Here is a 26,372-nt window from a genome sequence, read left to right as displayed (position 1 = left end):
AGGACAGCATATGACAACCTCAACCGTACCTCCAAAGACCCAACAAAACGCCGCTGACAAAAAGGCGGATGCACTAAAAACTCCGGCCCATCGTAATCAACAAGACACTCGTTTTGAAGAAGACGCGCGTGACCTGCATCGCATTCTCCCTGCTTCTCGTAAAGTCTATATCCAAGGCTCAAGGCCTGATATCCAAGTACCCATGCGCGAGATCACGCTGGATTCCACGCCTATTCAGGGCGTTGATGAGTCCGACTGGGAGCAAAACCCACCTTTTTATGTTTATGACACCTCAGGCGTCTATACCGACCCCAATGTCGATATCGATCTAACCCGCGGCTTGCCCAAACTGCGCGAGGGCTGGATAGCCGAGCGCGGTGATACCGAACAATTAAGCGGTTTATCCAGCTCATACGGGCAAGCGCGTGCGCGTGATATCACCACAGCCAATCTACGCTTTGCCCATATCGATAAGCCGCGCCGCGCAAAAAGTAGTGAGGGCAAAGCCGGCAATGTCACGCAAATGTACTACGCGCGCCGCGGTATTATCACCCCTGAGATGGAGTATATCGCCATTCGCGAGACGCAAAAGCAGCATGAGCTGACTGACATGCGTCAGCACGACGGCGAGAGCTTCGGCGCTAATACGCCAAAAGTGATTACCCCTGAGTTTGTACGTAGCGAGGTCGCGGCTGGTAGCGCAATCATCCCCAATAACATCAATCATCCTGAGTCTGAGCCGATGATTATCGGGCGCAATTTCTTAGTAAAAATTAACGCCAATATCGGCAACTCAGCACTCGGCTCGTCTATCGATGAAGAAGTATCAAAGATGACATGGGCAACGCGCTGGGGCGCGGATACCATCATGGATTTGTCGACAGGTAACCATATTCATGAAACTCGTGAATGGCTGATTCGTAACTCGCCGGTACCCATCGGTACGGTGCCTATTTATCAAGCATTAGAGAAAGTCGATGGCGTCGCTGAAGACCTGACATGGGAGATATTCCGTGATACGCTTATCGAGCAAGCCGAACAAGGCGTCGATTACTTCACCATTCACGCAGGCGTGCTGCTGCGTTATGTGCCGCTCACTGCCAACCGCTTAACGGGTATCGTCTCGCGTGGTGGCTCGATCATGGCGCAGTGGTGCCTAGCCCATCATAAAGAGAGCTTTTTATACACCCATTTTGAGGATATCTGTGAGATTATGAAGCAGTATGATGTGGCGTTTAGCTTAGGCGATGGTCTACGTCCTGGCTGCTTACAAGACGCCAATGACGAAGCGCAATTTGGCGAATTGCGTACGCTTGGCGAGCTGACAAAAATCGCTTGGCAGCACGATGTGCAGGTAATGATCGAAGGTCCAGGGCACGTGGCGATGAACCGCATCAAAGAAAATATGGACTTGCAGCTTGAGCTCTGTAATGATGCGCCGTTCTACACCTTAGGGCCACTGACCACCGATATCGCACCCGGCTATGATCATATCACTAGTGCTATTGGCGCGGCAATGATTGGCTGGTTTGGCACTGCTATGCTGTGCTATGTAACACCAAAAGAGCATTTAGGCCTACCGAATAAAAAAGACGTCAAAGACGGCATTATTACTTATAAAATCGCCGCGCATGCCGCTGATCTAGCCAAAGGTCATCCGGGCGCGCAGGCTCGCGATAATGCCTTATCTAAGGCGCGTTTTGAGTTTCGCTGGGATGATCAGTTCAATCTAGCGCTCGACCCTGATACCGCCCGTGAATATCATGACGAAACGCTGCCTAAAGACGCGCACAAATCAGCGCACTTTTGCTCCATGTGTGGCCCTAAGTTTTGCTCAATGAAAATCACCCAAAACGTCCGCGAGTACGCTAAAGGTTTGGATGCTAAAGAAAGTCTAGGCGCAGACGCTATGAGCACCGCTGAGATTGAGCAAGGTATGAAAGAGATGACTGAAAAATACCATAGTGAAGGCCGTCAGCTGTATAAAGAGGTATGATAATTAAAATTAATTTTTGTCCCATAAAAAAGCGCTACTAATCAGTAGCGCTTTTTTAATAGGTAATTCACTTGCTAAGAGTGCTTAGATCTGTGATGCTTTATAAATCTTATCAATAGAGGCATCAATAGTATCTGCGAACTCTTTATCGCTTTGCTGCTTACTCAAGCCTTCAGTAAAAGCACGTGAGAAGCTGGCAATCATACCAGGGTTTTTTTCAAGCTTATTACAAGCATCTTGACGACTATAGCCACCTGAGAGCGCCACCACTTTAAGCACTTTTGGATGGTCAATCAGCTCTTGATAAAACCCGCCTTCTTCTGGCAAGGTCAGCTTCAGCATCACTTGATGATCGTCATTTAGACGATCGAGGTTACGTAAGATGTCCGCTTTTAATAACAATTCGCACTCATGCTTTTCGGCGCTATCGATGTTGACCTCTGGCTCAACGATAGGCATAAAGCCTTTAGAGATAATTTGCTTAGCGACATCAAACTGCTGCTGCACTACTTTTTCGATACCATCGACGCTAGGCTCATAGATGACCGAACGCATCTTCGTGCCAAATATCGGATACTTTTTGGCTTTATCAAGTAGTAAGTCTAAATTTGGCATCGGGCGCATGACCTGTACGCCGCTCATCTGCTCCGCTAAGCCCTTATCTACTTTTAAAAACGGCACAATGTTTTTGTCTTCCCAAAGATAATTTGCAGTCGGTTTACCTTCAACCTCACGCTCCATGGTGTCCTCGAACAAGATCGCGCCTAAAACGCGCTTATCATCGAAGCAGTCACAAGTCATAATCCGCGCGCGCATTTGATGTACTTGATCGAACATCTCTTCATCATTGCTATAATCAGCGCTTGTAACGCCGTAGTTTTCTAGCGCTTTTGGCGTACTACCACCGCTTTGATCAAGAGCTGCAATAAAGCCTGTGCCGTTTTTTATTTTTTCTAGTTGTTTTTGATAGTCCATTGCAAATGCATCCTATAGTTGTGAGTAAAATCAAAAAAGATAAAGGTTAAGCGAGCGCTCATAACACTATAGACGGCGATATAAGTGTCAGATAACAAGCCAAATAGTTTATAAATTACCTTACCATAGCACAAGCGACGTGCCTATTATTGCAATGTAAAACGAGCGCAAAAATATCAAAGCCTATAAGGGGTATTAAAAACGCTCTAAGCCAAAAATAATACTGCCACACAGCTGATCGCTAATATGATGCCCAGCATATTAATACGATTCAGCTGCTCTTTAAACACGCCAACACCTATTAAAGTCGCGACAGTGATGACCCCAACATTCATTCCGGTAAAGACAATACTAGGCGACTCAGACAGTACCTGATGGGCACGTACATAAGCATAGATATTACCCATATTCAATGCGCCAAGTAGCAGCCCTGCGAGCAAGGCACTACCTTGCCAGCGCACGCGAGTGATCAGTAAATAGATAAATAACAACAATCCTGCTAAGCCAAAACTGACAAACAACGTCAATGGAAAAGCCGCGCCTTGCTTCGCTACTTGCTTAAATAAAATATCAATAATACCGTAGCCTGCCCACACGCCAAATAACCATAGTGGCATTTTGGACAGCGCCTTGCCTTGATGAGCAGACGCAGTCAAAGAAGCAGCGGCATTATGGTTATCTTTGCCATTAGCTACAGACTGCGGTCGGTAAACGAGCGCACCTAAAGCCAAAAACCCAAGCGCTAAGCCAAAGATACGCGTACCCGTCAATACCTCACCAAACAATAAAAATGCAGCGATAATCGGGATAATTAGCGATAAGCGCTGAGCGGCATCGGTCGCAACCATACCGATAGCGGCGATAGCACGGCCTAATATGACAAACACTAAGGGCAGTAATATACCTAGTGCAATAATAATGCCCCAAGCTGTGCCCAAAGTATCGATAGCACTGATATCAGGCTTTAATAAGACTAAAGTCAATAAAAAAGCCACAGGATAGCCTGCGACAATGGTCTGGCGAATATCGATATCTTTTTGGCGTAGCACCTTTAGCAGTACAGAAACAGCAACGCTACATAGCACCGCTATAATTAAATAAATCATTAATTCTAACCCTTAGTTTTTGTTATCTAGCGATACAGTGATACCGTCTTTTATAATAAAAGACTAAATGTAACCATATATTTCTAAACTAGCAATGGCTAATTTTGACTCGGTCTATTTCGTGGTCTATTTCATAGTCATATCACCAGTAGCGGCGTAGACAAATTACAATTAGGCAGCAGGAGAGAGTGCTAAGTTTGTTAAAATAGAGCCCAATTTAGCCATCCCATCTCAGTGTCAATTTAGGCTAAGCTTCTTTTACTACACCATCCTTATGTACTGCTATTACTTATGAACGCACTATTTCGTTTTTTTGAAAACCGCTTATCCGCCTTTCCTGACACCCCTATGCCATTGCCCTCACCTCGTGATGGGCTGTTAAAGTTTCTGTGGGCGTGTACGACAGGTCTGCGCGGCTGGCTACTGCTGTTTGTCATTTTGTCGGCAGGCATTGGCGTTTATGAAGCGATGCTATTTGCCTGGATCGGCAATATCGTCGATTGGCTTGGTATCTATACGCCGGCGATGCTATGGGCTGAAAAAGGCGATATGCTACTGCTAATGCTCGCTGTCATGCTTGCAAGTCCGGTGTGGATTGCTTTGACATCTTTTATCCATTTTCAGACCTTGCAAGGCGTGTTTCCGATGCAGATGCGTTGGCGCTTTCATCAGCGCATGCTGGGTCAATCGATGCAGTTTTATCAAGATGAATTCTCAGGCCGCGTTTCAGCAAAGGTGATGCAAACCGCACTCGCCGTGCGCGATACGGTGCTCACCGTTGCTGATATGTTTACCTATGTCACGGTTTATTTTATTACTACTAGCGTCATTTTATTTAACTTAGATAGCTTATTACTGATTCCTTTTGTCGTTTGGTTCGTTTTGGTCGCGCTAGCTATTTGGTTTTTTATTCCTAGGCTCAAACGCACAGCTATCGTACAAGCCGACGCCCGCGCCTTAATGACAGGACGGATCACTGATGCTTATGCCAACATCATGACGGTGAAGTTGTTCAGCCATTCGCGCCGGGAGTTAGGCTACGCCAAAAATGCCATGGGGCAGTTTTTGGGCACCGTACACGCGCAGATGCGCTGGGTCAGCTATCTAGAAGTCTCCACCCATCTTATCAGCGTCACTTTAGTTAGTAGCACCGCCGGTATCGGGCTATATCTGTGGCAACAAGGCGCGGTCGGTGTCGGCGCTATAGCCGCGGCGACAGCAATGGCGCTACGTCTAAATGGTCTAACACGCTGGATTATGTGGCAAACGGCCAGTCTGTTTGAGAGTATCGGTACGGTACAAGACGGCATGCGCACCCTATCTGCTCCGCAAACTATCGTTGATGTGCCGAATGCGCAGGAGCTCAAAGTCACAGACGGACATATCGTGTTTGATCATGTCGACTTTAGCTATGAGAGTGAGAATGTGACGGATATCGAAGGCGAGCGCATCGATGAGATTAAGCCTTCCAGCGCTTTAACCAAATCAGAAGTAAAACTGTTAGATAATTTTTATCTAGATATTAAACCAGGAGAAAAAATCGGTCTCGTCGGAAGCTCAGGCGCGGGTAAATCAACCTTAGTCAACCTACTGTTGAGATTCTTCGATGTCGATAGCGGCAAGATCTGTATTGATGGCCAAGCGATCGATGAAGTCACGCAAGACTCCTTACGTGCGCAGATCGGTATGGTCACGCAAGACACCTCTCTACTGCACCGTACAGTCCGCGAAAACATCGCTTATGGTCGACCTGATGCTTCTGACGAAGAGATTATTGTTGCCACTAAGCAAGCGCAGGCTTGGGATTTCATCAAAGATCTGTATGATGATAAAGGCAATACCGGCCTTGATACCCAAGTCGGTGAGCGCGGCGTTAAACTCTCAGGCGGGCAGCGCCAACGCATCGCGATCTCGCGCGTCATGCTTAAAAATGCGCCGATCTTATTATTAGATGAAGCCACTAGCGCGCTCGACTCTGAGATTGAATTTGCTATTACTGAGAGTCTCAACGACATCATGACTGGCAAAACCGTTATCGCCATTGCCCATCGCCTCTCCACTATCGCCGCGCTCGACAGGCTAGTGGTGATGGATCGCGGGCGTATTATTGAGCAAGGCAGTCATGAAGAGCTGCTAGCATTAAACGGTGTTTATGCTGGGCTTTGGCAGCGCCAAAGTGGCGGGTTTTTGGGCGCAGAGAGCTAATTTTGGCTTGCAAGCTTCAGCCCTAAAACAAAACGATTTAAACTTAATTCTTATGATAAAAAGGTTCTAGCATCATGGAAGAATTTGCTAAACGTATTACTCTGGATAATAAGCAAGCGCGTTACTATACTCTAAGCAATTTGACTCTAAACGATTTGGTTTCGGGCAATTTAAATGAGTCCACTAAACGTGGCTCTGCTCGCCCCAAAGCGCATTTTTATGGAGGTAATGGCTTTACGGTAGGTAATTACAAGCCGCTATTGTCGGAGCTTGCCACAGATTTTGATATCAGCGCGCTTGCCATGCGCGGCTATTGGTATGATAAACCTAAAGCAAAAGTGTTAACCCGCGAGCAAGATGCTGATTTATTGATCAAATTTTTGGAGCAGACTCAAGACGGTCCTGTCATCGGTATTGGTCATTCGCAAGGTGCTACCGCTACCGCTATGGCCGCCGCCAAACGCCCTGATTTGTTCTCTGAGCTGTACCTTATCGAGCCTGTCACTTTTACCAAATCACAAGCGCTGCTTTATAAGCTGATACCTCGCAGTATCAAACTAAAGCGCCAGCCCTTCAAAAGCGCATTAACCAAAAAGGCAACTTGGGTCAGTATCGATGAGTACTACGATAGTCTACGTGAAAAAAACGCTTATCGGCGTATCGCTGATAATGACCTGTATTTATTTGCCAAAGAAAGCTTAATTCAGCAAGCAGATAATCGTTATACTTTTATCTTTAGTCCTAAGCAAGAGATTGCCAACTATTTTGGTATTCCTTATATTGATGGTGCGCTGAAAAAACTGGCTAAAACAGCTGTCCCCTACCAGCTTATTATTGGTAAACCGACTATTTTTATCAATGATAAAGTGCGCCGTAATTGGAAAAAGTTCGTTCCTGCCAATCAGCTGCATATCATGCCAGAGAACGGCCATCTATTGCCTATAGAGGCTCCAAAGCAATGCGCTGAGGTTATTGTGCAACAGTTTAATCGTGGAATTAATCGTTAAAATTTTAGCTTATGATGGATCTATTCACGCCACATCCCACTGATAATCTCTTGCCTTATGACGGTAAGGTTAATGATTTCGGTGTGGTAATCAAAGATAGCGACACCCTCTATCAGACCTTATTGCATGAGCTGCCTTGGCAGGCCGATATCGTCACTTTATTTGGTAAAACACATATCACCAAGCGGCAAATCGTTTGGATGGGAGATGAGGGCTTGAGCTATCAGTATTCGGGTCACACAAGGCAAGCTGTACCTTGGACAAAGTCTGTGTTTCACGTGAAACAGCTTGTTGAGCAGCAATTAGCTAGCATTGGTATCTTTGTGACTTTTAACTCCTGCTTGCTCAACTACTATCCGAGCGGTAGTGAAGGTATGGGCTACCATGCCGATGACGAAAAGGAGCTAGGGAGTCAGCCTATCATCGCGGCATTGTCACTAGGCGCTACCCGTAAGTTTGTTTTTAAACATAAAAAGAATAGGCATGAAAATAAGCCCGTCAAAGTCGAGCTTTATCTTGAGTCCGGGCAGTTGATTGTCATGCATGGCGAAACCCAAAGCCACTGGAAGCACACTATTACTAAGACTAAAACGGTCAGCGAAGGCCGAATTAGTCTGACATTTCGACGTATGATCCTTGATGATAAAAACTAACGGGCTAAAACAGCTACTACTGTTTAGTTAGAAACACGACTTCGATAGCGATAATTTTAGCTTTGCTGTACTTATACTGATTATGGTTGATTTAAACTTAGACTTCTAAGACGATCTTGCCAAAGGTATCGCCCTTTTGCAGCTCAGTATGAGCCGCTACCGTCTCTGATAAAGGATAGCTGTTTTGAATATGCAGCTTAAGAGTACCATCAGCAACTTGCTGCAAGACGCTTGCCATATCTTCGCCATTAGGCTTAACCGCATAACCTTCGATAGTGAGTGCCTCACTGCCAGCGGCTTTGAGTTTATCCACCCAGATAGTAGGTAATACATAAACTCGGCCATCAGATTTCAGGGTACTTAGTGCTTTTACCCCAGCATCATCACCGACTAAATCGAGTAATACATCGGCTTGTAGATCTGGAAAAGCCTTATCTTCGGTGTAGTCAATCCAGCCGGCAAGCTTGCTTTTATCAATCAAACGATCAAGCTTGTCATACTTCTCAGGCGAGCAAATCACGGTAAGCTTGATATTATCTTGCGCCGCTTTTTTCATCAATAACTGCACGACTAGCTGCCCCACACCGCCTGCTGGCGCATTCATTACTACATGCTCGCCTGCCTTTATATCCGCAAACTGCACAAACTGTAGCGCCGTCTGTCCGGCACAAGGCGAAGCGCCTGCTTGCTCCAAGCTGACGTTGTCAGGAACTTTAGCCAGTAGTTTGCTATCAACGGCAACGTACTGGGCATAACAACTGCCATCAAAGCTTAGCGCAGCTACTTTATCACCTACTGCAAAATCAGCGCTATTACTTTTGACCACCTCTCCTGCTACATCAAAACCTAGGATAGCCGGCTGATTATGATCGAATTGATTTTTTTGAATGTTGTCAGCCCCCCAGCCTTTACCTTGACGAGTCTTATAATCAACCGGATTGATACCGGCATAAGCCACTTTAATTAATACTTGTTCTTTGTCAATCTGAGGAACATCGATACCCTCCTCATACTTCATAACTTCAGGCTCGCCGAATTCACGGATGACAACGGCATGTTGACGAGTAGGTAATGAGACAGTAGACATAATTATCTTCCTTGTGTTTTCGATTTATTTTAGGTGCTCGTTATTCTTAAATGATTGTCATTTTTCGATCAGTAGTAGCCTATACTGTTTCGTATCGGCTATATATACGCTCAAACCAGTGTAAACTCAGCGCTAATCGGTAGATGATCAGACAAGGTAGACCAAGGCTTGCCAGTGTGCACCCACGCGTCTTTGACTTTTAGGTTACGCACATAGATCCGGTCCAGACTGAGTACTGGCAGCTTAGCAGGAAAGGTTGGAGACAGCTTGCCATGACAGTGTCTAAACGCTTCTACCATGCCTAGATCAGAAGCTAGTCTATCGCAAGACATCCGCTTCCAATCATTGAAGTCGCCGGCCAAAATAAGCGGCTGATCATCATCGATCTCGTTACGCATATATTGACTAATCGCTTCGTACTGCTTAACTCTATCGCGCTCAAAGAGGTTCAAATGCGCGCACAAGATAACTACTGGCTTCTCCCACCCTAAAGGCTGTACTTCGCAATGTAGTACCCCGCGCTGCTCCAGTTTATTCACCGTAATATTGACATTGTGTTTAGGATCTAATGGAAAGCGGCTTAATACTGCATTACCGTGATGACCGTTATCGTACTCTGAGTTTTTGCCATAGCTGTTTTGTAGTTGCAGATATTCACCAAACCACTCATGCTGCGACTGATCAGGATACTCATTGTATTGCATATTGCGTTTGAGATTTTGGCCTTGCACTTCTTGTAAGCACAGTACATCAGAACCGATGGACTCTAATGCTTGGGCAATACCTTGCATTTTGACCTGCCGATTCAGTGGCGACATGCCTTTATGTATGTTGTAACTGGTTAAAATAAAAGATTGTGTAGTCATAGAGTTGGCATTCTTGAGCTAAGAAAAGGGGTGGGTCTCATAAATTGATAGTAAAACCACTCCCTAATCATAGGGTTAAGATAAAAGAGCATTGATCCGTAGCGAACCAATGCTCTGTTTAGATCTATTTACGCTTTATGGCCATGACTTATTCATTAATCATGACTTCATGGACGCTGACTAGTAGCGAGTAACCAGAGCGATCGGCTGATCTTCACCCATAATCTCTTCAGGTAAGAAGATAACATCACCGCCGTTATGCATAACGTGCTCAATGATAACGCCAATCGCATCATCAGTAACCCCTTCTCCAGATGCATCATCTACAGGGGTTAAAGACTGCGCTTTTTCGTCAATCTTAGCTGGCTGGATGTACCAACGACGCACATATAGGGTCTCGCCGGCGCCTTGAAAGGCACTGCGATAGACTTCTTGTAGGTCAGTCTGTAGCATACTGGCACCGCGTGCTTTGTCAATCTCGCCCATCGCCTCAGTATGTAAGGAGCTGCGATACTCTTCCACCGACTCTTGCACACTATCGATGATATGCTGAGCACTACCATCATCTAGATTGGTCACATTGGATACTGTAGCGATGATATTATCAGGACGGTCACAGACTTCTTTATAGTAACCGATATTTTTTGCGTCACCGACGATAACTAGAGGTAGCTTATGCTCGCCCCATAGCTCTTGTACGCTTTTATCGACTTGGTTAAAGAACTCTTTTAGATGGCTGCTTTCGTTATTTGATGAACGATCCGAACCACCATCGCTAGTCATGTATAAGCCGTTATTATCAATAGGGAAAGGTATGTTTTCCATATTGTTTTGCTTATCATCTTCAGGCTGAAACTCTGCTACTACGCGATCATTAGAGGCTTCAATCAAGCGCGCCATATCACGAGTAATGACCACCGCATAAAAGTGTACTGCGCTTGCCATATCACGGACTAAATCACGTGTTGCAAAGCTATCGGAGATGACTACCCGCTCAGTCGTATCTATAGGCATACGCACCACTTGTACATCATCTGTACTTGCAAAGATAGCTAGAGTATCGAGGTTATAATTATGATTTAATTCATCTATCTTGGCGTGAATACCTTCTAAAATCGTTGTTGCGGTCTGCTTATCATATTCTTTATTTAGACGGTCTTCGGCAACTTTTAGCTGGTTCTTTAGGGCAATAGGATCTTTTTCGTTTGCAGGATGCTCACGGTGGGTTTTGACAAAGATACTTACCGCAGGGTTTGCTTTGGTTTCGCGTAAACTCTTAAGCGTCGCTTTCATAAATCATGCTCCTTATTTTATTATCGTTTGTTTTCTAGTAGTTTTGTTTTTTAGTGCTAGTCTTTCAGTGCTTTTCTATTGGTGATTGTCTTTTAGTGTTTATCTTTAAGTGATTGTTGTCTTAACAATTATGATGCTAGCAATTTCACTCTATAAGCTATATGGTTGCTTTGCAAGCAAATGATAAGGCTTTGTAAGCAAATTAAAACAAATCCTAGATTCATCATACCGCTGGCTATCGCTCAATCCCATCAAAAACGCAGCAATAAGCGTTCGTGCCAATAGCAGGACGTCATTAACATATCGACTTATTGGGCACGAGCTATAGCATCAGAGCCATGACACAGCATGCGAAAAACACTCGCTATAATTCGCCATAGCCATAAAAGCTTGCGGCTTGCATTCTCCACCAAACATACCCATCTTTTATCTTATACCTATTTTTAACCCTTACTTTGGATATTTTTATGACTGCTTTAGCGACCCATTTGCGCCTTGTTGATTTTCCTTCAGCAACGCCTAATCATTTACAACAACAAGTCACGAAAGCTATCGATGAAGCCAATGACTTTTTGGATCAGCTCAGTGCCTCTCAAGCCCAAGACTCTACCCCGATAAGCGCGGAACAAGCGCTTGATGATATCATGCAGTTCGATCATATTAATTTAGCACTAGATCGTAGTTGGGGCGTGTTGTCGCATCTTAATAGCGTGATGAGTAATGATGATATTCGCCACGTGCACCACGAGTTGCTACCGATGTTATCGGCTTATGGTACTCGTGTTGGGCAGCACAAGCCGCTTTTTGAGCGCTACCAAGCGATCGTTGAGGATACAGAGCTCTACTCTCAGCTTGAGCCTGCGCGCACACGGGCGATTGCTTTGGCACTACAAAGGTTTGAGCTATCAGGGGTAGCGCTGCCAAAAGCGCAGCAAGAGCAGTTTGCCGCTATTCAAAGCAAGCTATCGACTCTGTCCGCCACTTTCTCCGATCACATCTTGGATGCAACCCAAGCTTATGCTTTGCCTCTACAAAATGAGCAATTGGCAGGGGTAACGGAGAGCGGTCTTGGTCTGCTAGCCGATGCAGGCGAGCAGTATAAGGCTCATCAGCTGGCCTGTGATAAGCTAACGCAAGCTGAAATCGATGCGCTGCCGACGCCTTATTATGTGGCGACGCTCAATATTCCTGTTTATTTAGCCGTGATGACACACGCCGATGATCGTCAGCTCCGCGAAACTTTATACAAAGCTTATGTCACGCGCGCCTCAGAGTTTGATACTCATACCAACGCCAAAGGTGAGTCGTTAAACAACGCCGATATCATGAGTGACATCCTACAGCTACGCGAACAAAAAGCGGCGCTGCTTGGCTTTGATAACTATGCCGAGGTGTCACTATCGACGAAGATGGCGGATAACGTCGCTGAGGTCGAGACGTTTTTACGCAGCTTAGCGGCCAAGGCAACGCCCGTTGCCCAGCAAGATCTAGCGCAGTTACAAGAGTGTGCCAAAGAGTATGGTATTACCGACTTACAGCCTTGGGATAACGCTTATATCGCCGAAAAAGTGAAGCAAAATAAGTTCAATCTATCCCAAGAAGCCATACGTCCTTATTTCCCTTTACCCAAAGTCATTGAGGGATTATTTGCCATTGTTGAGCGACTTTATGGCATCACCGTTATTGAGCAAGACTCAGCGGATAATGACGCGAATACGTCCGCTTCGCTTTGGCACAGAGACGCGCGCTTTTATCAGCTATTCGATAGCGATGATAGCTTGATTGGTGGGTTTTATTTCGATTTGTTTGCGCGCAGTGGTAAGCGCGGCGGCGCTTGGATGAGTGGCTTCCAAGCGCGCTATCGCTATGATAATGAGGGTTATGAGCAGTTGCCTGTGTGCTTTATGGTCGGTAACTTTACACCAGCCCTCGCCGGTAAACCCAGCTTACTCACTCACGATGAAGTATTGACCCTATTTCATGAGTTCGGTCATGGTCTGCACCATTTGCTAACACAAGTGAGCGTCGGCGATGTGGCCGGCGTCAATGGTGTGGAATGGGACGCCGTCGAGCTGCCGAGCCAATTTATGGAGAACTGGGCATGGGACTCTGAAGGGATTGCGCTTATTAGCAGTCACGTCGAGACGGGCGAGCCGCTACCGCAAGACAAACTTGACGCCCTGCTTGCCGCCAAAAACTTCCAAAGCGGTATGCAAACGCTGCGCCAAGTCGAGTTTGCTTTGTTTGATTTACTCATTCACGCGCAAACGCCCGCGCCCGATTACGAAGGTATTTTAGCGACACTAAATGCGGTACGCGCCGATATCGCTATCATGGATACGCCTGATTATAACCGCTTTGCCAATGGCTTTAGCCATATCTTCGCAGGCGGCTATGCGGCGGGTTACTATTCTTATAAATGGGCTGAGCTATTATCTGCTGATGCGTTTAGTAAGTTTGAAGAAGAAGGTATTTTTAATCCCAGTACTGGCAAAGCGTTTCGCGATACCATACTGTCAGTAGGAGGCAGCTTGCCTGCTAAGATCAATTTCGAGAACTTCCGTGGTCGCAGCGCGAGTATTGACGCTTTACTGCGCCATAGCGGTTTTGACATGGCAGATAGCAAAGCTGCCAATACACAGATATCAAATGAGGCCGGCTAATGCGTTATCAATCTGAGCGCCCTAAACGCCGATTTTTGGCAGGGGTGCGCTGTCCTAAATGTCAAGCGTTAGATGCTATTGTGCAAGTCAATATATTCGTTCCGGAAGCGGATGAATATATCGAATGCACCCAGTGCGATCATAGCGAGCGTCGCCCTGATTCTGATGAGGTCAGCGCAAAAAACCATCTTGAGGATCAGCTAGTACGCGATGCTATGCCGACTGGCACTCGTGGTACAGTTAAGTTTAAACCTTAAGCAAAGCAATAAGTATTTTATAATTCTGTCTTTATTCTCAAGGCCTATCAATCGATAGGCTTTTTACTTTTAGTTTGCTATAGTTTTGTTATAGTATAGCCACCTGACTTCTAGTAGCCACTGGCAAGCATATGACCTCCAAAAATCCACGTTCTACCTTTAGCAAAGGCAAAAAACACCAGTCTGCAAAACCACGTCATAAAAAATGGCTAGTGGCGGTATTACTTTTGCCTATTCTTATCATCGGCTATCTGTTTTGGTCGCAGCCTTCTTCTGATACCACAGTCGCACCTATGGTCGCGCCGCCAACCATAACCCAGCAAAGTGATGCGGCGGCGCGCTCTGCCGACCCTAGTACAGAACCTAGCGCAGAAGATACTATTATCGAGTCGGATACCAAGAGTGATAATGATGCTATTAATGGCTCTAGCAATGACAGTATTGTTGATGAAAATTTGAGCGCTAGTAAAGATAATGCCACTGAGAATAAATCGAATGTAGCCATACCGAGCTCGAAGGCCATTACCGATGCACCTATACCAGAAACTGATACGCTCGCCAAAGAAGAGATTGACCGTTTAGCGGATGAGCATCAGCGCCTAAAAGAGCAAGAGAACATCGATGCTGAGCAAATTGAGATGACTAAGAGCTTGACGCAAATGAAAGCGCAGCAAATCGAATTACTCGAACGACAAATCGCTGAATTAGAAGCAAGGCAAGTGGCTCAATGATAATCTAGTCAGTAAGCGCTGACTTATCAAAGCTATCAACAATAGGACTATCGTCATGGCTACTATCGAGCAAACCCATACGCCTATTTTGAACAGTAACGCGCAAGTCCTTATCTTACCCGTCAATAGCACTGGCGTCCTGTTAGATCCAGTATTAACGCGCTGCAAGACGCTTTATCCTGATAACTATCAGCGCTACCATCGCGCGTGCCGTGATGGCAGCCTAATGGTTGGCAGCTGCTTACTACACAAGCGTCAACGTGAGCTTGCCGGTCTTAGCGCCGCGCATAATGGTAATCAGCCAAACTACATTGCCAATTTAGTCATCTCTGATCACCCTTATCATTCTGCTCGCACTCGCTGGCTCACTGCAGCTTTGATAGATCTGCAACAGCAGCTGATGCCGCTGATTCGCTATCAAGGCGTCCGTAAAGCCGCTTTATTAGCGCGTCCCCTCCTCGCCTCTAGCTCTGCTAATAGGACTGAACCTAACCGTACTGGTCTGACGACAGAGACGACGGCTCTTCCTTTGGATTGGCATTCAGTGGTTCTACCCTTAATTAATCAGCACTTGCAAGCCCTCCCTAAATTACGTATTGCAGTGCATACTCCTAAGAGCCTTTCGCTATAAAGGAGGCTACTTTACAAAGTGGCTATTGTATAACTTTGACTCATCGCCCGTGTTCAAAGCGTGTTTTGTAAAATACCCTGTATAGTAAAATCAAAATGTGCTAAAAACAGTGTTTACTACTTAATGACTAAAGCGACGAGCGAGACTGTCGCTAAGCGGCGACGAATGCCGCGACTTAAAGCATATAAAGCGTCGCGATCTACAGTATTATAATTTTCTGACAAAAGGACTGTCTATGAAAACCCTCAGAACTCCCGACTCGCATTTTGATAATCTACCTGACTTCGATTTTGCGCCAAATTATTTGATGGTTGCTGATGGCGATGGCGACGCAGTCTTATGATAATGATACAGTTACAGGCGTAGAAGTCGTCAAAGACGATACTGTGGTCTATGAAGATGGCGACTTTGAAGAGTACAACGAAGCGCTTGATTTTGAAGAAGATAGTCAAGACAGCTCGGCTAAAGACAGTTCAATTAAAGACAGCATCGAAGAACTAAAACAGTCAGTCGACCAAAAATCGAAGAACGACAAAGATGGCGAGTCGCAAAAGTCTAGCGAAGATAAAAACACTGATAAAGAGCAAACGTCTATATCGCCACTAGTGGCTTTTTATATCCAAAATCTTTGACATATTATTGCTACCAACAAGCCCTTAGAGCTTAATTATTTTGAAAAAACAGACCAGCCTGTCTGCTCTCCGAGTAGCTCTAAAGCTTTGGTCCCAAGTTTCGAGTTGCCGACTGAATTTAGGCCCGGTGACCATACTGCAATTGCGCCTTTGCCTGGTGCTATGGTAAGAATACCACCGCCGACGCCGCTTTTACCCGGTAGACCCACCTGATAAGCAAACTCTCCAGAGCCATCATAGTGACCACACATCATCATCAACGAATTGATCCGCTTAGATTGCTGCGGGCTGATTACCTTTGCCCCTGTGGGTTGATTGACGCCATTGGAGACCAAAAACAGACCGGCACGGGCCAACTGCTCACAGCTCATAGCAATCGAGCATTGATAAAAATAAGTGTTAAGAATTTTATCGACATTGTGCTGTAGATGACCGAAAGATTTCATAAAATGCGCAAGCGCCGCGTTGCGATCTTCGTGGTCAATCTCAGACGTCGCTACTTTGTAGTCAAAGCAGATCGTCTCATCGTCTGCGATAAAGTGCACAAACTGCAATATTTCATCTAATATTTCTGTGGGCTCGCGTCCGAGCGTTATCGCATCGACCACAGCAATGGCGCCTGCATTGATAAAAGGGTTGCGCGGCCTGCCCGATTCATATTCTAGTATAGTGATCGAGTTAAAAGGATCGCCCGAAGGTTCGCGGCCGACATGACGCCAAAGCGCGCTGCCGAGTTTGCTCAGCGCAAGGGTTAATGTAAATACTTTGGAAATACTTTGTATAGAGAACAGCGTTTTGGCGTCGCCTGCCGAGTACATTTGCCCATCCGGGGTCGCAACAGCAATGCCGAATTGATTGGGGTCGACATGGGCGAGCTGCGGAATGTAATCTGCCACTTTTCCGCGCTCGGTCTCCAGCGCCATTTGGGCAGCAATGTCATCCAAGATTTGTTGCATCATAAAGAGTAACCGTGTTTTATAAGTTTTCTTAAATAGCGGTGATTTTAACTTAATTTAGCAGGATGTTGCGTGCAGCTTACGACACTCAACATTGTAAAGTACAAATTACTTTCATCATATTATTCAGAAGCAAAACCCATACAAAAACCGCCCTAACTATGAAGCTAGAGCGGTTTTTGTATTTGTACTCAATTAGATTGAGCTAAAACTACTTATTCAGCAGCGGCATCTTGCTCAACGCCTTTCATAGTCAGCTTGATGCGACCACGGTTATCGACGTCTTGTACTAAGACTTTAACGGTTTGGCCCTCAGATAGATAGTCAGAAACATTCTCAACACGCTCTTCAGCGATTTGTGAGATGTGTACTAGACCATCTGTATTTGGTAAGACGTTCACAAATGCGCCAAAGTCTACGATACGCGCGACAGTACCTTCATAAGTTTTACCGACTTCAACCTCAGCTGTAAGCGCTTCGATTTTACCGATAGCGGCTTTGGTTGCGGCTTTGTTTTCGCCAAAGATACGGATGGTACCAGCATCATCGATATCGATGACCGCACCTGTCTCTTCAGTTAGCTGACGGATCATCGCGCCGCCTTTACCGATGACGTCACGGATTTTATCAGGGTTGATCTCAATCACTGCATAGTTCGGTGCATGCGCATTGATTTCAGTACGGCTCTCAGGCAGTACTTTATTCATTGCATCTAAGATATGGATACGACCCGCATGAGCTTGCTTAAGCGCTTGCTCCATGATGTCCGGCGTAATGCCTTCGATTTTAATATCCATTTGCAGGGCGGTGATACCGTCTTTAGAACCAGCAACCTTAAAATCCATGTCGCCAAGATGATCTTCGTCACCTAAGATGTCAGATAAGACCGCAAAGCGCTCGCCTTCTTTCACTAGACCCATAGCGATACCAGCGACTGGTGCTTTAAGTGGCACGCCTGCGTCCATCAAGGCAAGGCTAGCACCACAAACAGAAGCCATAGAAGAAGAACCGTTTGATTCTGTGATCTCTGATACCACGCGGATGACATACGGGAAGCGTTCGCTGTCTGGTAGCATCGCTTGCACACCGCGGCGCGCTAGGCGACCATGACCAATCTCGCGACGCTTTGGAATGCCTTCGCGGCCGGTCTCGCCCACTGAGAAATGCGGGAAGTTATAATGCAACATGAAATGATCACGGATCGTACCCGCTAATGAGTCAATCATATTGACATCACGGCTGTTACCCAAAGTGGTGGTCACTAGCGCCTGAGTCTCACCGCGAGTAAATAATGCTGAACCATGCGTATAAGGAAGCACGCCAACTTGTACGTCTAGCGCACGCACAGTATCCAAATCACGGCCGTCGATACGCGGCTTACCTGACAAGATGTTGTCACGTACCGTACGATACTTAAGGTCATTATAGATGTCTTTTAGCTCAGCGACTTTGCTACTGTAGTCCTCAGACTCGCTATCACCTGCTAGCGCTTCGATAGCGGCGTCTTTAATTTCATCAAGTTTCGTGTAGCGATCTTGCTTGTTTTTAATGCTATAAGCATCAGCCACTTGCGCGCCGAACTGCTCTTTCATAGCAGATTCTAGCTGCTCATCGGTCTTTGGTGCTTCATACTGCTGCTTAGCCGTACCGACTTCCTCAGCTAGCGAGATGATATTATCGATGACAATTTGCTGCTGCTCATGACCGTAGAGTACCGCACCAAGCATTTGATCTTCTGAGAGCTCAGCGGCCTCAGATTCAACCATCAGTACAGCAGACTTAGTACCAGCAACCACTAGATCAAGATCACTCTCTTCTAGCTGCTCAATTGTTGGGTTTAGGACGTATTCGCCATTCATAAAGCCAACACGCGCCGCTGCTACAGGGCCATTGAATGGCGCATCAGAGATAGCCAGTGCCGCTGAAGCACCAATGAGGGCTGCGATATCAGCAGACTGAGTCTTATCTGACGAGACAACCGTCGCTGTGATTTGAACTTCGTTGACATAACCTTCAGGGAATAACGGACGAATCGGACGGTCGATAAGACGTGAGGTTAAGGTTTCGTTTTCACTAGCACGGCCTTCGCGTTTGCCATAAGCGCCTGGGATTTTACCCGCAGCATACATTTTTTCTTGATAGTTAACGGTCAACGGGAAGAAGTTTTGACCTTCTTTAGCTTCAGACTTGACGACCGCTGCAACTAAAACCGTAACACCGCCCATATGTACCATAATAGAGTTTGCTTGACGGGCAACACGGCCAGTCTCGATAACGACTTGCTGGTCGCCATATTGAAACTCACGGGTAATGGTATTAAACATTGACTGGTTTGACATATAAATTTTTTCCTAATGTTGAATGACGAAAATGATAGTCGCCTGTATAAACAGCGCGCTTATCGCTCGTTAAAACTTTTAATAAATGCTTTGGCGACTGACGACTATCGATAAGCTAAACAAACCAAGCTCCACCGCGCCTATAGTAACTTATGTGCTTATATTAACTAATGTGCAAGTACTGGCACTGAATAAAAATCCATATATTATATTTTACTTCTTTATAAACTTGATAACGCTACTAGTATCAATAATCTTGATAGCACTTTTATACCATCGCCTATTTTACAGAGATTTGTGGCCATTGACCAATTAATTGCAACCCTAAGCACTCTTTATGTTAGCGACTGGTTATTGTCATAACAGGCTTTGCGACCTCTGCTATTTTACAGTCTGGTTTACCACTTCAAATAATGATAATGGGTCAACTATCCATACGGCATAAAAAAACGGTGTGAAACTATTCCACACCGTCTTATACTGCTCAAGTCTTGCTGTATTAATCTCATCTACCTTATCGGTAGAGGTTAAATTAACGACGCAGACCTAACTGGTTGATCAAAGTAGAATAACGACCAAGATCTTTACCTTTTAGGTAATCAAGTAGTTTACGGCGAGTGTTAACCATACGGATAAGACCACGGCGGCTATGATGATCGCCTTTGTGCTCTTTAAAATGGTTCTGTAGATCGTTGATACGAGCACTCAATAGAGCAACTTGTACTTCTGGTGAGCCAGTATCATTTTCGCCGCGTTGGTATTGGGCGATGATTTGTTCGCGATCGGTATTCGTTAGCATAATAGTCTCCAGCAATGCTAAGGGTTAAATAACTTATTCAATCAATTTGAACGGTTATCAAACTATAAAGTAAATAAAATAGCCCACTTCTCATTCAGGGCAACCCTGCATTACTAGAGTTACCCTATTGACAAGCAAGCTTAGGTTGTTAGCTTCAATTTAAGATATAAGCAATACCAAGTCGGTGAAACCATGACGTTGATAAACTTATTGTAATGGTAAGTCTGTAGTCTAAAGACTACAAGCCTTCCCTATTAAAACTTGGCGCTAGTATAACAAAAAACGGCTCAACTAGCAGCAATTATTCGCAGTAGTTTGAACCGTTTACAATTTAAGCCGTGTCCACTCTAAGCTATTTGTAGTTTAAATTATATAAACTAGAGTAGACATGGCAAAAGTATCGATAGTTATCAGTTAGCTTACTTTTTATTCAGATCGTCTTCTTTAGCAGTTCCGCCTAAAGCATCATTATCTAAAGGGGCAGTTGTTGCCTCGGCTAAGCTATCAGGACTCTTATCTTCTTTTGGGTTGATGTCGTCAGCTAGCTTTTCGATCCGCTGCTCTTCTTTGTCCATGTTTTTCTCTGACTTATCCATATTATCTCCCTATCTGATTGCGTTGACCTGTTGTTGTCTTGGCATTCAATGAATACATACTGAAAATTAAGCTATTACTTATCTTTCTTAGCTTCTTTTACATTATCAGCAATACGATCTGCTGCAGCTTCACTATCTGTCGTGTGGTTGTCTTCTGTTTGGCTCTTAAGAGACGCTTCTGCTGACTCTGAACGCTGCTGTTCAAGCTTAGTATCGTTTGGGTTAGGCTGTGTCATAATAATATCCTCTGTAAGTTAAGTTATCATTGTTAAATGATTGGTTATCAAAATTATCTAATTTTTAGAATGTATTAGTATCTATAAAAAACGGCTCATTTAGACAGTGCTTTATCGATAGCTTCAACGAAATTATTAATATCATCTGGGTTGCGTGAAGTGATTAAGTTACCATCGACCTGCACGGTTTCATCAACGAAAGTTGCTCCGGCATTCTCTAAATCTGTCTGTAATGAATGATAGGCCGTTAAGGTTCTACCTTTAGCAATACCAGTATTAATAAGTGTCCAAGGCGCATGACAGATAACAGCTAAAGTCTTATCGCTGTCATTAATAGCTTTTATGATGCTATGGGCTTGCTCGTTACCACGAATGGTATCAGCGTTAACGGTACCACCCGGCAATACTAAAGCATCGTACTCATCGGTATTCGCCTCTTTGGCAAAGATATCAGCAGTGAACGTATCACCCTTGTTGACATCCTGATTCATCGCCTGAACTTCTTTGTCATCGTTGGTTGTTATGAGCAGTGTCTTATAACCTTTGTCTTTAAGCTTATTGTTGACCTCTTCGTACTCAGCTTGTTCAAAGTTATTATGTAATAAAAATGCAATAGTCTTCATGGACCACCTCTTTTATTCGTGACGTTAATTTAGCTTGCTGGTATTATCATTATGATTGCTTAGATTCACTTTAATAGTGTGCTATTAAGTGCTATTGTTATTTTATGACTCAAACTTTCCTTCACTGGAATTATAGTTATTATTTAATTTTTCATCCTTACTTCTTCTTGTTTTAATTTTTCTTGTTTTTCTATTTTTATGTCAAGCTTTCCTGAGCTGACTTAACTACTGTATAAAAAAAGCAGGTTTCGTTATACACAAAACCTGCAATGAAATGTATGAGTATGTGATTAATGTAATTCACTAGTAACTGATATTATCGTTATAGATGAATCATTTTCTTAGGTTGTAGGCGTCCATTGAGACTGATAGCGCCTAAGCCAATAAAATGGCCTTGCGCATCTAGCAGTCTGATATCGACAGGAAGCTCATACTCAAGGGTTTGTTCATTCTTACGGTCAGCAGGCTCGTCTTCTAATTTTGCCTGAGTCTTATGAGATAAGCTTTGTAGAATATAATCTCTTAAAGGCTTGTCAATTTGCTCAATGACATTTAGGCGTTGACCTAAACGTAGACGTTGACATTGCTTATCACCTAATGACATTGCAGTGGCAATATCAATGCACGCATCTACTGGCAACAGCTGCTCAAAGCGGCTATCTAAAGACAAGGCTTCTAGGCTTGGAATATCAATAGCCTGCTCACTATCAAACTTACCGACCTGCATACGGCGTAGTGCCGTCAGGTGTCCTAAGGTGCCTAGTGCTTTGGCGATATCTTCTGCTAGCACCCGAATATAAGTACCTTTGCTACAAGTCACGACCAGGTCGATCTTATCGGCATCAATTTGAGTCAAAGTCAGCGCGGTTATGACGATATCGCGTGCAGGACGGTCAATCTCTATACCAGCACGGGCATACTCGTACAACTTTTTGCCGTCTTTTTTGAGCGCTGAATACATCGGCGGTATTTGCTGCTGCGCGCCTATAAACTGCTGAGCCATATTTTGTAGCGTATCTGCATCTAGCTCTGGAATCTGTGCTCGCGCGATAACCTGACCATCAGCATCGCCAGTGTCCGTTTGACTACCAAGTAGTATCGTTGCCTGATAAGACTTATCGGCATCGAGCTGATAATGACTAAATTTTGTTGCCTCTCCAAGACAAATGGGGAGAAGACCGGTTGCCATCGGATCAAGGGTGCCGGTATGACCCGCCTTTTTACTATTGTGTGCAGGCGACTGAAATAAGTACTTCACTTTTGACACCACTTGCTGTGAGGTCATGCCTTGCGGCTTATCGATTAAGATAACGCCAGATACTTTTTGTCTTGGTACTGTGCTTTTATTGGTCATTTTCTTGGCTTTCAACTTCGTCTTCATTTTGCTCAGTTTTGCTTACTGCTTGATTGATCAAATCCATCATGTAGTTACCACGAGCAGTCACTTCATCATAATGGAAACGCAGACGCGGCGTGGTACGCGTTTTGAGAGTATGACTCAGCTCAGTGCGCAAAAACCCAGCGGCTTTATTGAGCACTTTGACACTCTCTTCATGATTGGTCTTAGTCATCGTATCGTTGAGCTCAGGCTCCATGATAGTGACATAGACATCCGCGTAGCCAAGATCAGAGCTGACTTTGACGCTAGAGATGGTGACAAAGCCAGTCAAGCGAGGGTCGTTGACTTCATCACGGATAAGCACCGCAAGCTCGCGCTGAATTTGATCTGATAGACGCTGTAAACGTTGATTCATAGTATTGTCCTAGTTTTAGCTTTTGTGATTTATTCTATTATACTTTCTACCAACTACTGCTGTTTGGCGTATTTAAATAACTGTCTTTATAACGCTATGACTAATTGCGGTAAAAAAGGCCTAGCAGGATGAACCTGGTAGGCCTAGTAACTGCTTATTAGAGCTTAATTATTAGAGCTTAAGTTTAAACGTTAGCGATGATGCAGACGCTTAAGCCAGTTATAGTTAATAGTTAAGCTTAGATCGTGCGTTCGAACTCTTGAATCTCAAAGACTTCGATCTTATCGCCCGCTTCAACATCGTAGCCACGAACCGCTAGACCACATTCCATCCCAGTACGTACTTCATTGACATCCTCTTTGTAGCGACGCAGTGACTGCAGCTGACCGGTGAAGATAACTTGATCATCACGCAGGACGCGAATTGGCTTATTACGATAGATCGTCCCTTCGACAACCATACAACCTGCCGCCGCACCGAACTTACTAGAGCGGAACACTTCGCGCACTTCAGCAACACCTAAGATCTTCTCGCGATGCTCAGGAGCTAATAGGCCACTCATAGCGGCTTTGACATCGTCGATTAGGCCATAGATAACGCTATAATAACGAATATCCATGTTAGCGGTATCCGCTTTACGGCGCGCCGTACTATCAGCACGAACGTTGAAGCCTAGTAATACCGCTTCGCTAGATTCAGCCAGGGTGACATCCGACTCTGAGATAGGGCCAACGCCTGAGCTAATGACTCGGACTTTGACTTCATCAGTCGATAGCTCATTCAAGGCTGCTAATAAAGCTTCAAGCGAACCACGAACATCGGTCTTAAGGACGATATTTAAGAAAGATACATCGCCTTGTTCCATTTGCTCAAACATACTCTCAAGGCGCATTTTGTTCTGGCGCTCAAGCTGCTGCTCACGCTCACGGTTGCTTCTAAAGTCAGCGACTTCGCGAGCCTTTTTCTCATCAGAAACGACTAAGAATTCACTACCCGCCGCTGGCGTATCTGGTAAGCCCAAGATCTCAACTGGTATAGAAGGACCGGCTGATTTGATACGTTGGCCGTTTTCATCAGTGATAGCACGGACTTTACCATAGTACTCTCCGGCTAGCACTAGATCGCCTTGCTTGAGCGTACCTTTCTTGACTAGGACACTGACTACTGGACCACGGCCTTTTTCGAGCTTCGACTCAATAACTACACCTTGAGCGGCACCGTCAGTTGGCGCTTCTAATTCCATAAGCTCGGCTTGTAAGCTAATAAACTCTAGTAGCTCGTCGATGCCTTCACCTGTTTTGGCCGAGATACGCGCCATAGGTGTATCACCACCCCACTCTTCTGAAACCACTTCTTTGGTTGTCAGCTCGTTTAGCACGCGATCTGGATCAGCGCTTGGCTTATCCATTTTGTTGATAGCAACAATCAAAGGCGTACCTGCAGCGCGAGCATGATCAATCGCTTCTGCCGTTTGCGGCATCATACCGTCATCAGCGGCCACGACCAAGACAACGATATCAGTCGCTTGCGCGCCGCGTGAGCGCATCGCGCTAAACGCAGCATGGCCTGGCGTATCTAAGAAGGTAATCACACCGCGATCAGTCTCTACGTGGTAGGCACCGATATGCTGAGTAATGCCGCCCGCTTCGCCGGTAGCGACTTTGGTTTCGCGGATCTTATCGAGTAGCGAGGTCTTACCATGGTCAACATGACCCATAATAGTGACGACCGGTGGACGCGTCTGCACGTTACTACTGCGCTCATCGACAGCTTCGTGTAGGTCGTCTTCAACTTTGGTATCGCTAACCGGAACGGGGTTATGACCCATCTCTTCAACGATAAGACTGGCGGTCGCCTGATCGATAGTATCAGATTCGCTTGCCATCTCACCCATTTTCATCAGCAATTTGGTCACTTCACGGGCTTTGACAGCCATGCGCTGAGCAAGGTCCGATACCGTGATTTGCTCGGCGATTTCGACGTCATAGACAATCTTTTCGACCGGTTTTTCAAACTTATGCTGACCTGATTGTGAAGAGCTTAAACCGTTTTTGCGGTTTTTGATTTCACGCTCTTCTTGGTTTTTGCGGCGACGACCGCGAGCACCGGTACTGTTAGCACCGCGTTTGATTTCGCGGCGCTCTTTTTCGAATGACTCCTCTAGTGCGTCACCCACTAAGCCTTTAGCCAATGGCTCGTCCTTACGAACTTCTGCTACTGGCTCACGGTCGGTATATTTACCGGCCATTTTACGCATCTGCTCAAGCGTACGCTTTTGCGCCTCTTCTGCTTGGGCTTGACGAGTTTCGGCTTCGATTTTGCGTAAGCGAGCTTCTTCTTTTTCGCGAGCTTCGCGAGCTTTACGCTCTGCTGCCGTTTCAACTTTTGGCTTAGTAGCCGCGACTTTTTTCTTCTCTTTTGCTTTGATCTCGCTTGCCGCTTTGCCGCCTTTTTTGACCACAACAGAGGCGGCGACATCATCGCTCTTATCTTCTGAATTTTTGCTAGAGCCTAAGCTTGCACGCATCGCAGCTAGAGTCGCTGCTTGACGCTCTTCGGCTTTTTTCTTAGCCGCGTTACGCTCTTCGGCTTCTTTTTCAGCGCGCTGTTTTGCTTCAGCCATTGCTTGTTCGCGCGCCGCTAATTCTTCAGCCATTTTTTCTGGATTAGGCTTGTCGAATACTTTCTTTCTACGCACCTCTACATTGACGCTCTTAGATTTACCTGAAGAGCCAGTCACGCGAGCGGTACTTGTCGTCTTAGATTTGAGACTAATGCGACGCTTTTCTTGTTGGCCATGACTTTGTTTTAAATGTGCCACCAACTTCTCTTGCTCAAGTTCGGTGACTGAGTCATCCTCCCCGCGAGCAGGTAGCCCAGCATCCTGCAACTGCTGCTGTACAGCACTAGCGGTTTTGCCTACCATGTCTGCCAGTTCTTTGACGGTCTTATCTGCCATTGATTATC

23 protein-coding genes are annotated in these 26,372 nt (G+C 45.4%); 9 read left to right on the top strand and 14 right to left on the bottom strand.

Going from position 1 to position 26,372, the window contains the following annotated elements; translation table 11 throughout:
• Window positions 1–10 precede the first annotated feature (10 nt).
• Complete coding sequence (gene thiC / locus I3248_RS05150; RefSeq protein WP_238062786.1) at window positions 11–1,996, top strand: phosphomethylpyrimidine synthase ThiC; 1,986 nt, start codon at window positions 11–13, stop codon at window positions 1,994–1,996.
• Window positions 1,997–2,080: 84 nt separating this feature from the next.
• Here the strand turns inward: thiC and I3248_RS05145 are convergent, their stop codons facing one another.
• Together I3248_RS05145 and I3248_RS05140 are read right to left on the bottom strand one after the other, a co-directional pair.
• Entirely contained in the window at window positions 2,081–2,971 is an 891-nt protein-coding gene (locus I3248_RS05145; RefSeq protein WP_238062785.1) for a fructose bisphosphate aldolase, read from the bottom strand.
• 206 nt (window positions 2,972–3,177) lie between these two features.
• On the bottom strand, window positions 3,178–4,077 hold the full coding sequence (locus tag I3248_RS05140) for an EamA/RhaT family transporter (RefSeq protein ID WP_238062784.1): 900 nt from the start codon (window positions 4,075–4,077) through the stop codon (window positions 3,178–3,180).
• 291 nt (window positions 4,078–4,368) lie between these two features.
• Between I3248_RS05140 and I3248_RS05135 the strand changes: the two genes are divergently transcribed.
• The 3 genes from I3248_RS05135 to I3248_RS05125 all read left to right on the top strand — a co-directional run bounded on the left by I3248_RS05135 (window position 4,369) and on the right by I3248_RS05125 (window position 7,942).
• Complete coding sequence (locus I3248_RS05135) at window positions 4,369–6,282, top strand: ABC transporter ATP-binding protein (protein WP_238062783.1); 1,914 nt, start codon at window positions 4,369–4,371, stop codon at window positions 6,280–6,282.
• A gap of 74 nt (window positions 6,283–6,356) precedes the next feature.
• Window positions 6,357–7,289 carry an alpha/beta hydrolase gene (locus I3248_RS05130; protein WP_238062782.1) on the top strand — a complete coding sequence of 311 codons (933 nt, stop codon included), beginning with the start codon at window positions 6,357–6,359 and terminating at the stop codon, window positions 7,287–7,289.
• Between the two features lie 11 nt (window positions 7,290–7,300).
• On the top strand, window positions 7,301–7,942 hold the full coding sequence (locus I3248_RS05125; protein WP_238062781.1) for an alpha-ketoglutarate-dependent dioxygenase AlkB: 642 nt from the start codon (window positions 7,301–7,303) through the stop codon (window positions 7,940–7,942).
• Between the two features lie 97 nt (window positions 7,943–8,039).
• On the opposite strand, the gene I3248_RS05120 is transcribed toward I3248_RS05125, so the two are convergent.
• The 3 genes from I3248_RS05120 to I3248_RS05110 all read right to left on the bottom strand — a co-directional run bounded on the left by I3248_RS05120 (window position 8,040) and on the right by I3248_RS05110 (window position 11,188).
• Window positions 8,040–9,029 carry an NADP-dependent oxidoreductase gene (locus tag I3248_RS05120; RefSeq protein ID WP_238062780.1) on the bottom strand — a complete coding sequence of 330 codons (990 nt, stop codon included), beginning with the start codon at window positions 9,027–9,029 and terminating at the stop codon, window positions 8,040–8,042.
• A gap of 110 nt (window positions 9,030–9,139) precedes the next feature.
• A complete protein-coding gene (locus tag I3248_RS05115; RefSeq protein WP_238062779.1) occupies window positions 9,140–9,895 on the bottom strand; it encodes an endonuclease/exonuclease/phosphatase family protein in 756 nt (251 codons plus the stop codon).
• 180 nt (window positions 9,896–10,075) lie between these two features.
• Window positions 10,076–11,188, bottom strand: coding sequence for a hypothetical protein (locus tag I3248_RS05110; RefSeq protein WP_201603790.1), 1,113 nt, complete (start codon window positions 11,186–11,188; stop codon window positions 10,076–10,078).
• A gap of 467 nt (window positions 11,189–11,655) precedes the next feature.
• Between I3248_RS05110 and I3248_RS05105 the strand changes: the two genes are divergently transcribed.
• From I3248_RS05105 to I3248_RS05085, 5 genes are all read left to right on the top strand, one after another.
• The gene (locus I3248_RS05105) at window positions 11,656–13,851 is read left to right on the top strand and encodes a M3 family metallopeptidase (RefSeq protein ID WP_238062778.1); all 2,196 of its coding nucleotides are present in this window, start codon (window positions 11,656–11,658) and stop codon (window positions 13,849–13,851) included.
• The gene (locus I3248_RS05100; RefSeq protein ID WP_238062777.1) at window positions 13,851–14,108 is read left to right on the top strand and encodes a YheV family putative metal-binding protein; all 258 of its coding nucleotides are present in this window, start codon (window positions 13,851–13,853) and stop codon (window positions 14,106–14,108) included. The genes I3248_RS05105 and I3248_RS05100 overlap by 1 nt, the downstream gene beginning before the upstream one ends.
• Before the next feature lie 131 nt (window positions 14,109–14,239).
• Window positions 14,240–14,839 (top strand): hypothetical protein, encoded by a 600-nt coding sequence (locus tag I3248_RS05095; RefSeq protein WP_238062776.1) that lies wholly within the window; start codon window positions 14,240–14,242, stop codon window positions 14,837–14,839.
• 55 nt (window positions 14,840–14,894) lie between these two features.
• A complete protein-coding gene (locus I3248_RS05090) occupies window positions 14,895–15,470 on the top strand; it encodes a hypothetical protein (protein WP_238062774.1) in 576 nt (191 codons plus the stop codon).
• Window positions 15,471–15,787: 317 nt separating this feature from the next.
• Window positions 15,788–16,102, top strand: coding sequence for a hypothetical protein (locus I3248_RS05085; RefSeq protein WP_238062773.1), 315 nt, complete (start codon window positions 15,788–15,790; stop codon window positions 16,100–16,102).
• A 35-nt stretch (window positions 16,103–16,137) separates the two neighbouring features.
• Here I3248_RS05085 and I3248_RS05080 read toward each other — a convergent pair whose 3' ends face one another.
• From I3248_RS05080 to infB, 9 genes are all read right to left on the bottom strand, one after another.
• Window positions 16,138–17,061 (bottom strand): glutaminase, encoded by a 924-nt coding sequence (locus tag I3248_RS05080; RefSeq protein WP_238062772.1) that lies wholly within the window; start codon window positions 17,059–17,061, stop codon window positions 16,138–16,140.
• A 212-nt stretch (window positions 17,062–17,273) separates the two neighbouring features.
• Window positions 17,274–19,382, bottom strand: coding sequence for a polyribonucleotide nucleotidyltransferase (gene pnp / locus I3248_RS05075; protein WP_201557514.1), 2,109 nt, complete (start codon window positions 19,380–19,382; stop codon window positions 17,274–17,276).
• A gap of 547 nt (window positions 19,383–19,929) precedes the next feature.
• A complete protein-coding gene (gene rpsO / locus I3248_RS05070; RefSeq protein WP_025646214.1) occupies window positions 19,930–20,199 on the bottom strand; it encodes a 30S ribosomal protein S15 in 270 nt (89 codons plus the stop codon).
• 416 nt (window positions 20,200–20,615) lie between these two features.
• Entirely contained in the window at window positions 20,616–20,792 is a 177-nt protein-coding gene (locus I3248_RS05065) for a hypothetical protein (RefSeq protein ID WP_201557467.1), read from the bottom strand.
• Window positions 20,793–20,866: 74 nt separating this feature from the next.
• Window positions 20,867–21,028, bottom strand: a complete 162-nt coding sequence (locus tag I3248_RS05060; RefSeq protein WP_156923971.1) for a hypothetical protein — start codon at window positions 21,026–21,028, stop codon at window positions 20,867–20,869.
• 95 nt (window positions 21,029–21,123) lie between these two features.
• A complete protein-coding gene (locus tag I3248_RS05055; RefSeq protein ID WP_238062771.1) occupies window positions 21,124–21,651 on the bottom strand; it encodes a type 1 glutamine amidotransferase domain-containing protein in 528 nt (175 codons plus the stop codon).
• A 322-nt stretch (window positions 21,652–21,973) separates the two neighbouring features.
• Window positions 21,974–23,005, bottom strand: a complete 1,032-nt coding sequence (gene truB / locus I3248_RS05050) for a tRNA pseudouridine(55) synthase TruB (RefSeq protein ID WP_238062770.1) — start codon at window positions 23,003–23,005, stop codon at window positions 21,974–21,976.
• On the bottom strand, window positions 22,995–23,405 hold the full coding sequence (locus tag I3248_RS05045) for a ribosome-binding factor A (RefSeq protein ID WP_025645462.1): 411 nt from the start codon (window positions 23,403–23,405) through the stop codon (window positions 22,995–22,997). The genes truB and I3248_RS05045 overlap by 11 nt, the downstream gene beginning before the upstream one ends.
• A 238-nt stretch (window positions 23,406–23,643) precedes the next feature.
• Window positions 23,644–26,364 (bottom strand): translation initiation factor IF-2, encoded by a 2,721-nt coding sequence (gene infB / locus I3248_RS05040; RefSeq protein ID WP_238062769.1) that lies wholly within the window; start codon window positions 26,362–26,364, stop codon window positions 23,644–23,646.
• Window positions 26,365–26,372: the final 8 nt, after the last annotated feature.

Origin of the sequence: Psychrobacter sp. Ps3 (assembly GCF_022129275.1) — a bacterium.
Lineage (GTDB): Bacteria > Pseudomonadota > Gammaproteobacteria > Pseudomonadales > Moraxellaceae > Psychrobacter > Psychrobacter submarinus.
This window is presented reverse-complemented; position numbering and strand designations above follow the sequence as displayed.

Coding starts and splice junctions, on each gene's coding strand:
- thiC (WP_238062786.1), top strand. CDS start 11: ATGACAACCTCAACCGTACCTCCAAAGACCCAACAAAACGCCGCTGAC.
- I3248_RS05145 (WP_238062785.1), bottom strand. CDS start 2,971: ATGGACTATCAAAAACAACTAGAAAAAATAAAAAACGGCACAGGCTTT.
- I3248_RS05140 (WP_238062784.1), bottom strand. CDS start 4,077: ATGATTTATTTAATTATAGCGGTGCTATGTAGCGTTGCTGTTTCTGTA.
- I3248_RS05135 (WP_238062783.1), top strand. CDS start 4,369: ATGAACGCACTATTTCGTTTTTTTGAAAACCGCTTATCCGCCTTTCCT.
- I3248_RS05130 (WP_238062782.1), top strand. CDS start 6,357: ATGGAAGAATTTGCTAAACGTATTACTCTGGATAATAAGCAAGCGCGT.
- I3248_RS05125 (WP_238062781.1), top strand. CDS start 7,301: ATGATGGATCTATTCACGCCACATCCCACTGATAATCTCTTGCCTTAT.
- I3248_RS05120 (WP_238062780.1), bottom strand. CDS start 9,029: ATGTCTACTGTCTCATTACCTACTCGTCAACATGCCGTTGTCATCCGT.
- I3248_RS05115 (WP_238062779.1), bottom strand. CDS start 9,895: ATGACTACACAATCTTTTATTTTAACCAGTTACAACATACATAAAGGC.
- I3248_RS05110 (WP_201603790.1), bottom strand. CDS start 11,188: ATGAAAGCGACGCTTAAGAGTTTACGCGAAACCAAAGCAAACCCTGCG.
- I3248_RS05105 (WP_238062778.1), top strand. CDS start 11,656: ATGACTGCTTTAGCGACCCATTTGCGCCTTGTTGATTTTCCTTCAGCA.
- I3248_RS05100 (WP_238062777.1), top strand. CDS start 13,851: ATGCGTTATCAATCTGAGCGCCCTAAACGCCGATTTTTGGCAGGGGTG.
- I3248_RS05095 (WP_238062776.1), top strand. CDS start 14,240: ATGACCTCCAAAAATCCACGTTCTACCTTTAGCAAAGGCAAAAAACAC.
- I3248_RS05090 (WP_238062774.1), top strand. CDS start 14,895: ATGGCTACTATCGAGCAAACCCATACGCCTATTTTGAACAGTAACGCG.
- I3248_RS05085 (WP_238062773.1), top strand. CDS start 15,788: ATGGCGATGGCGACGCAGTCTTATGATAATGATACAGTTACAGGCGTA.
- I3248_RS05080 (WP_238062772.1), bottom strand. CDS start 17,061: ATGATGCAACAAATCTTGGATGACATTGCTGCCCAAATGGCGCTGGAG.
- pnp (WP_201557514.1), bottom strand. CDS start 19,382: ATGTTTAATACCATTACCCGTGAGTTTCAATATGGCGACCAGCAAGTC.
- I3248_RS05065 (WP_201557467.1), bottom strand. CDS start 20,792: ATGGATAAGTCAGAGAAAAACATGGACAAAGAAGAGCAGCGGATCGAA.
- I3248_RS05060 (WP_156923971.1), bottom strand. CDS start 21,028: ATGACACAGCCTAACCCAAACGATACTAAGCTTGAACAGCAGCGTTCA.
- I3248_RS05055 (WP_238062771.1), bottom strand. CDS start 21,651: ATGAAGACTATTGCATTTTTATTACATAATAACTTTGAACAAGCTGAG.
- truB (WP_238062770.1), bottom strand. CDS start 23,005: ATGACCAATAAAAGCACAGTACCAAGACAAAAAGTATCTGGCGTTATC.
- I3248_RS05045 (WP_025645462.1), bottom strand. CDS start 23,405: ATGAATCAACGTTTACAGCGTCTATCAGATCAAATTCAGCGCGAGCTT.
- infB (WP_238062769.1), bottom strand. CDS start 26,364: ATGGCAGATAAGACCGTCAAAGAACTGGCAGACATGGTAGGCAAAACC.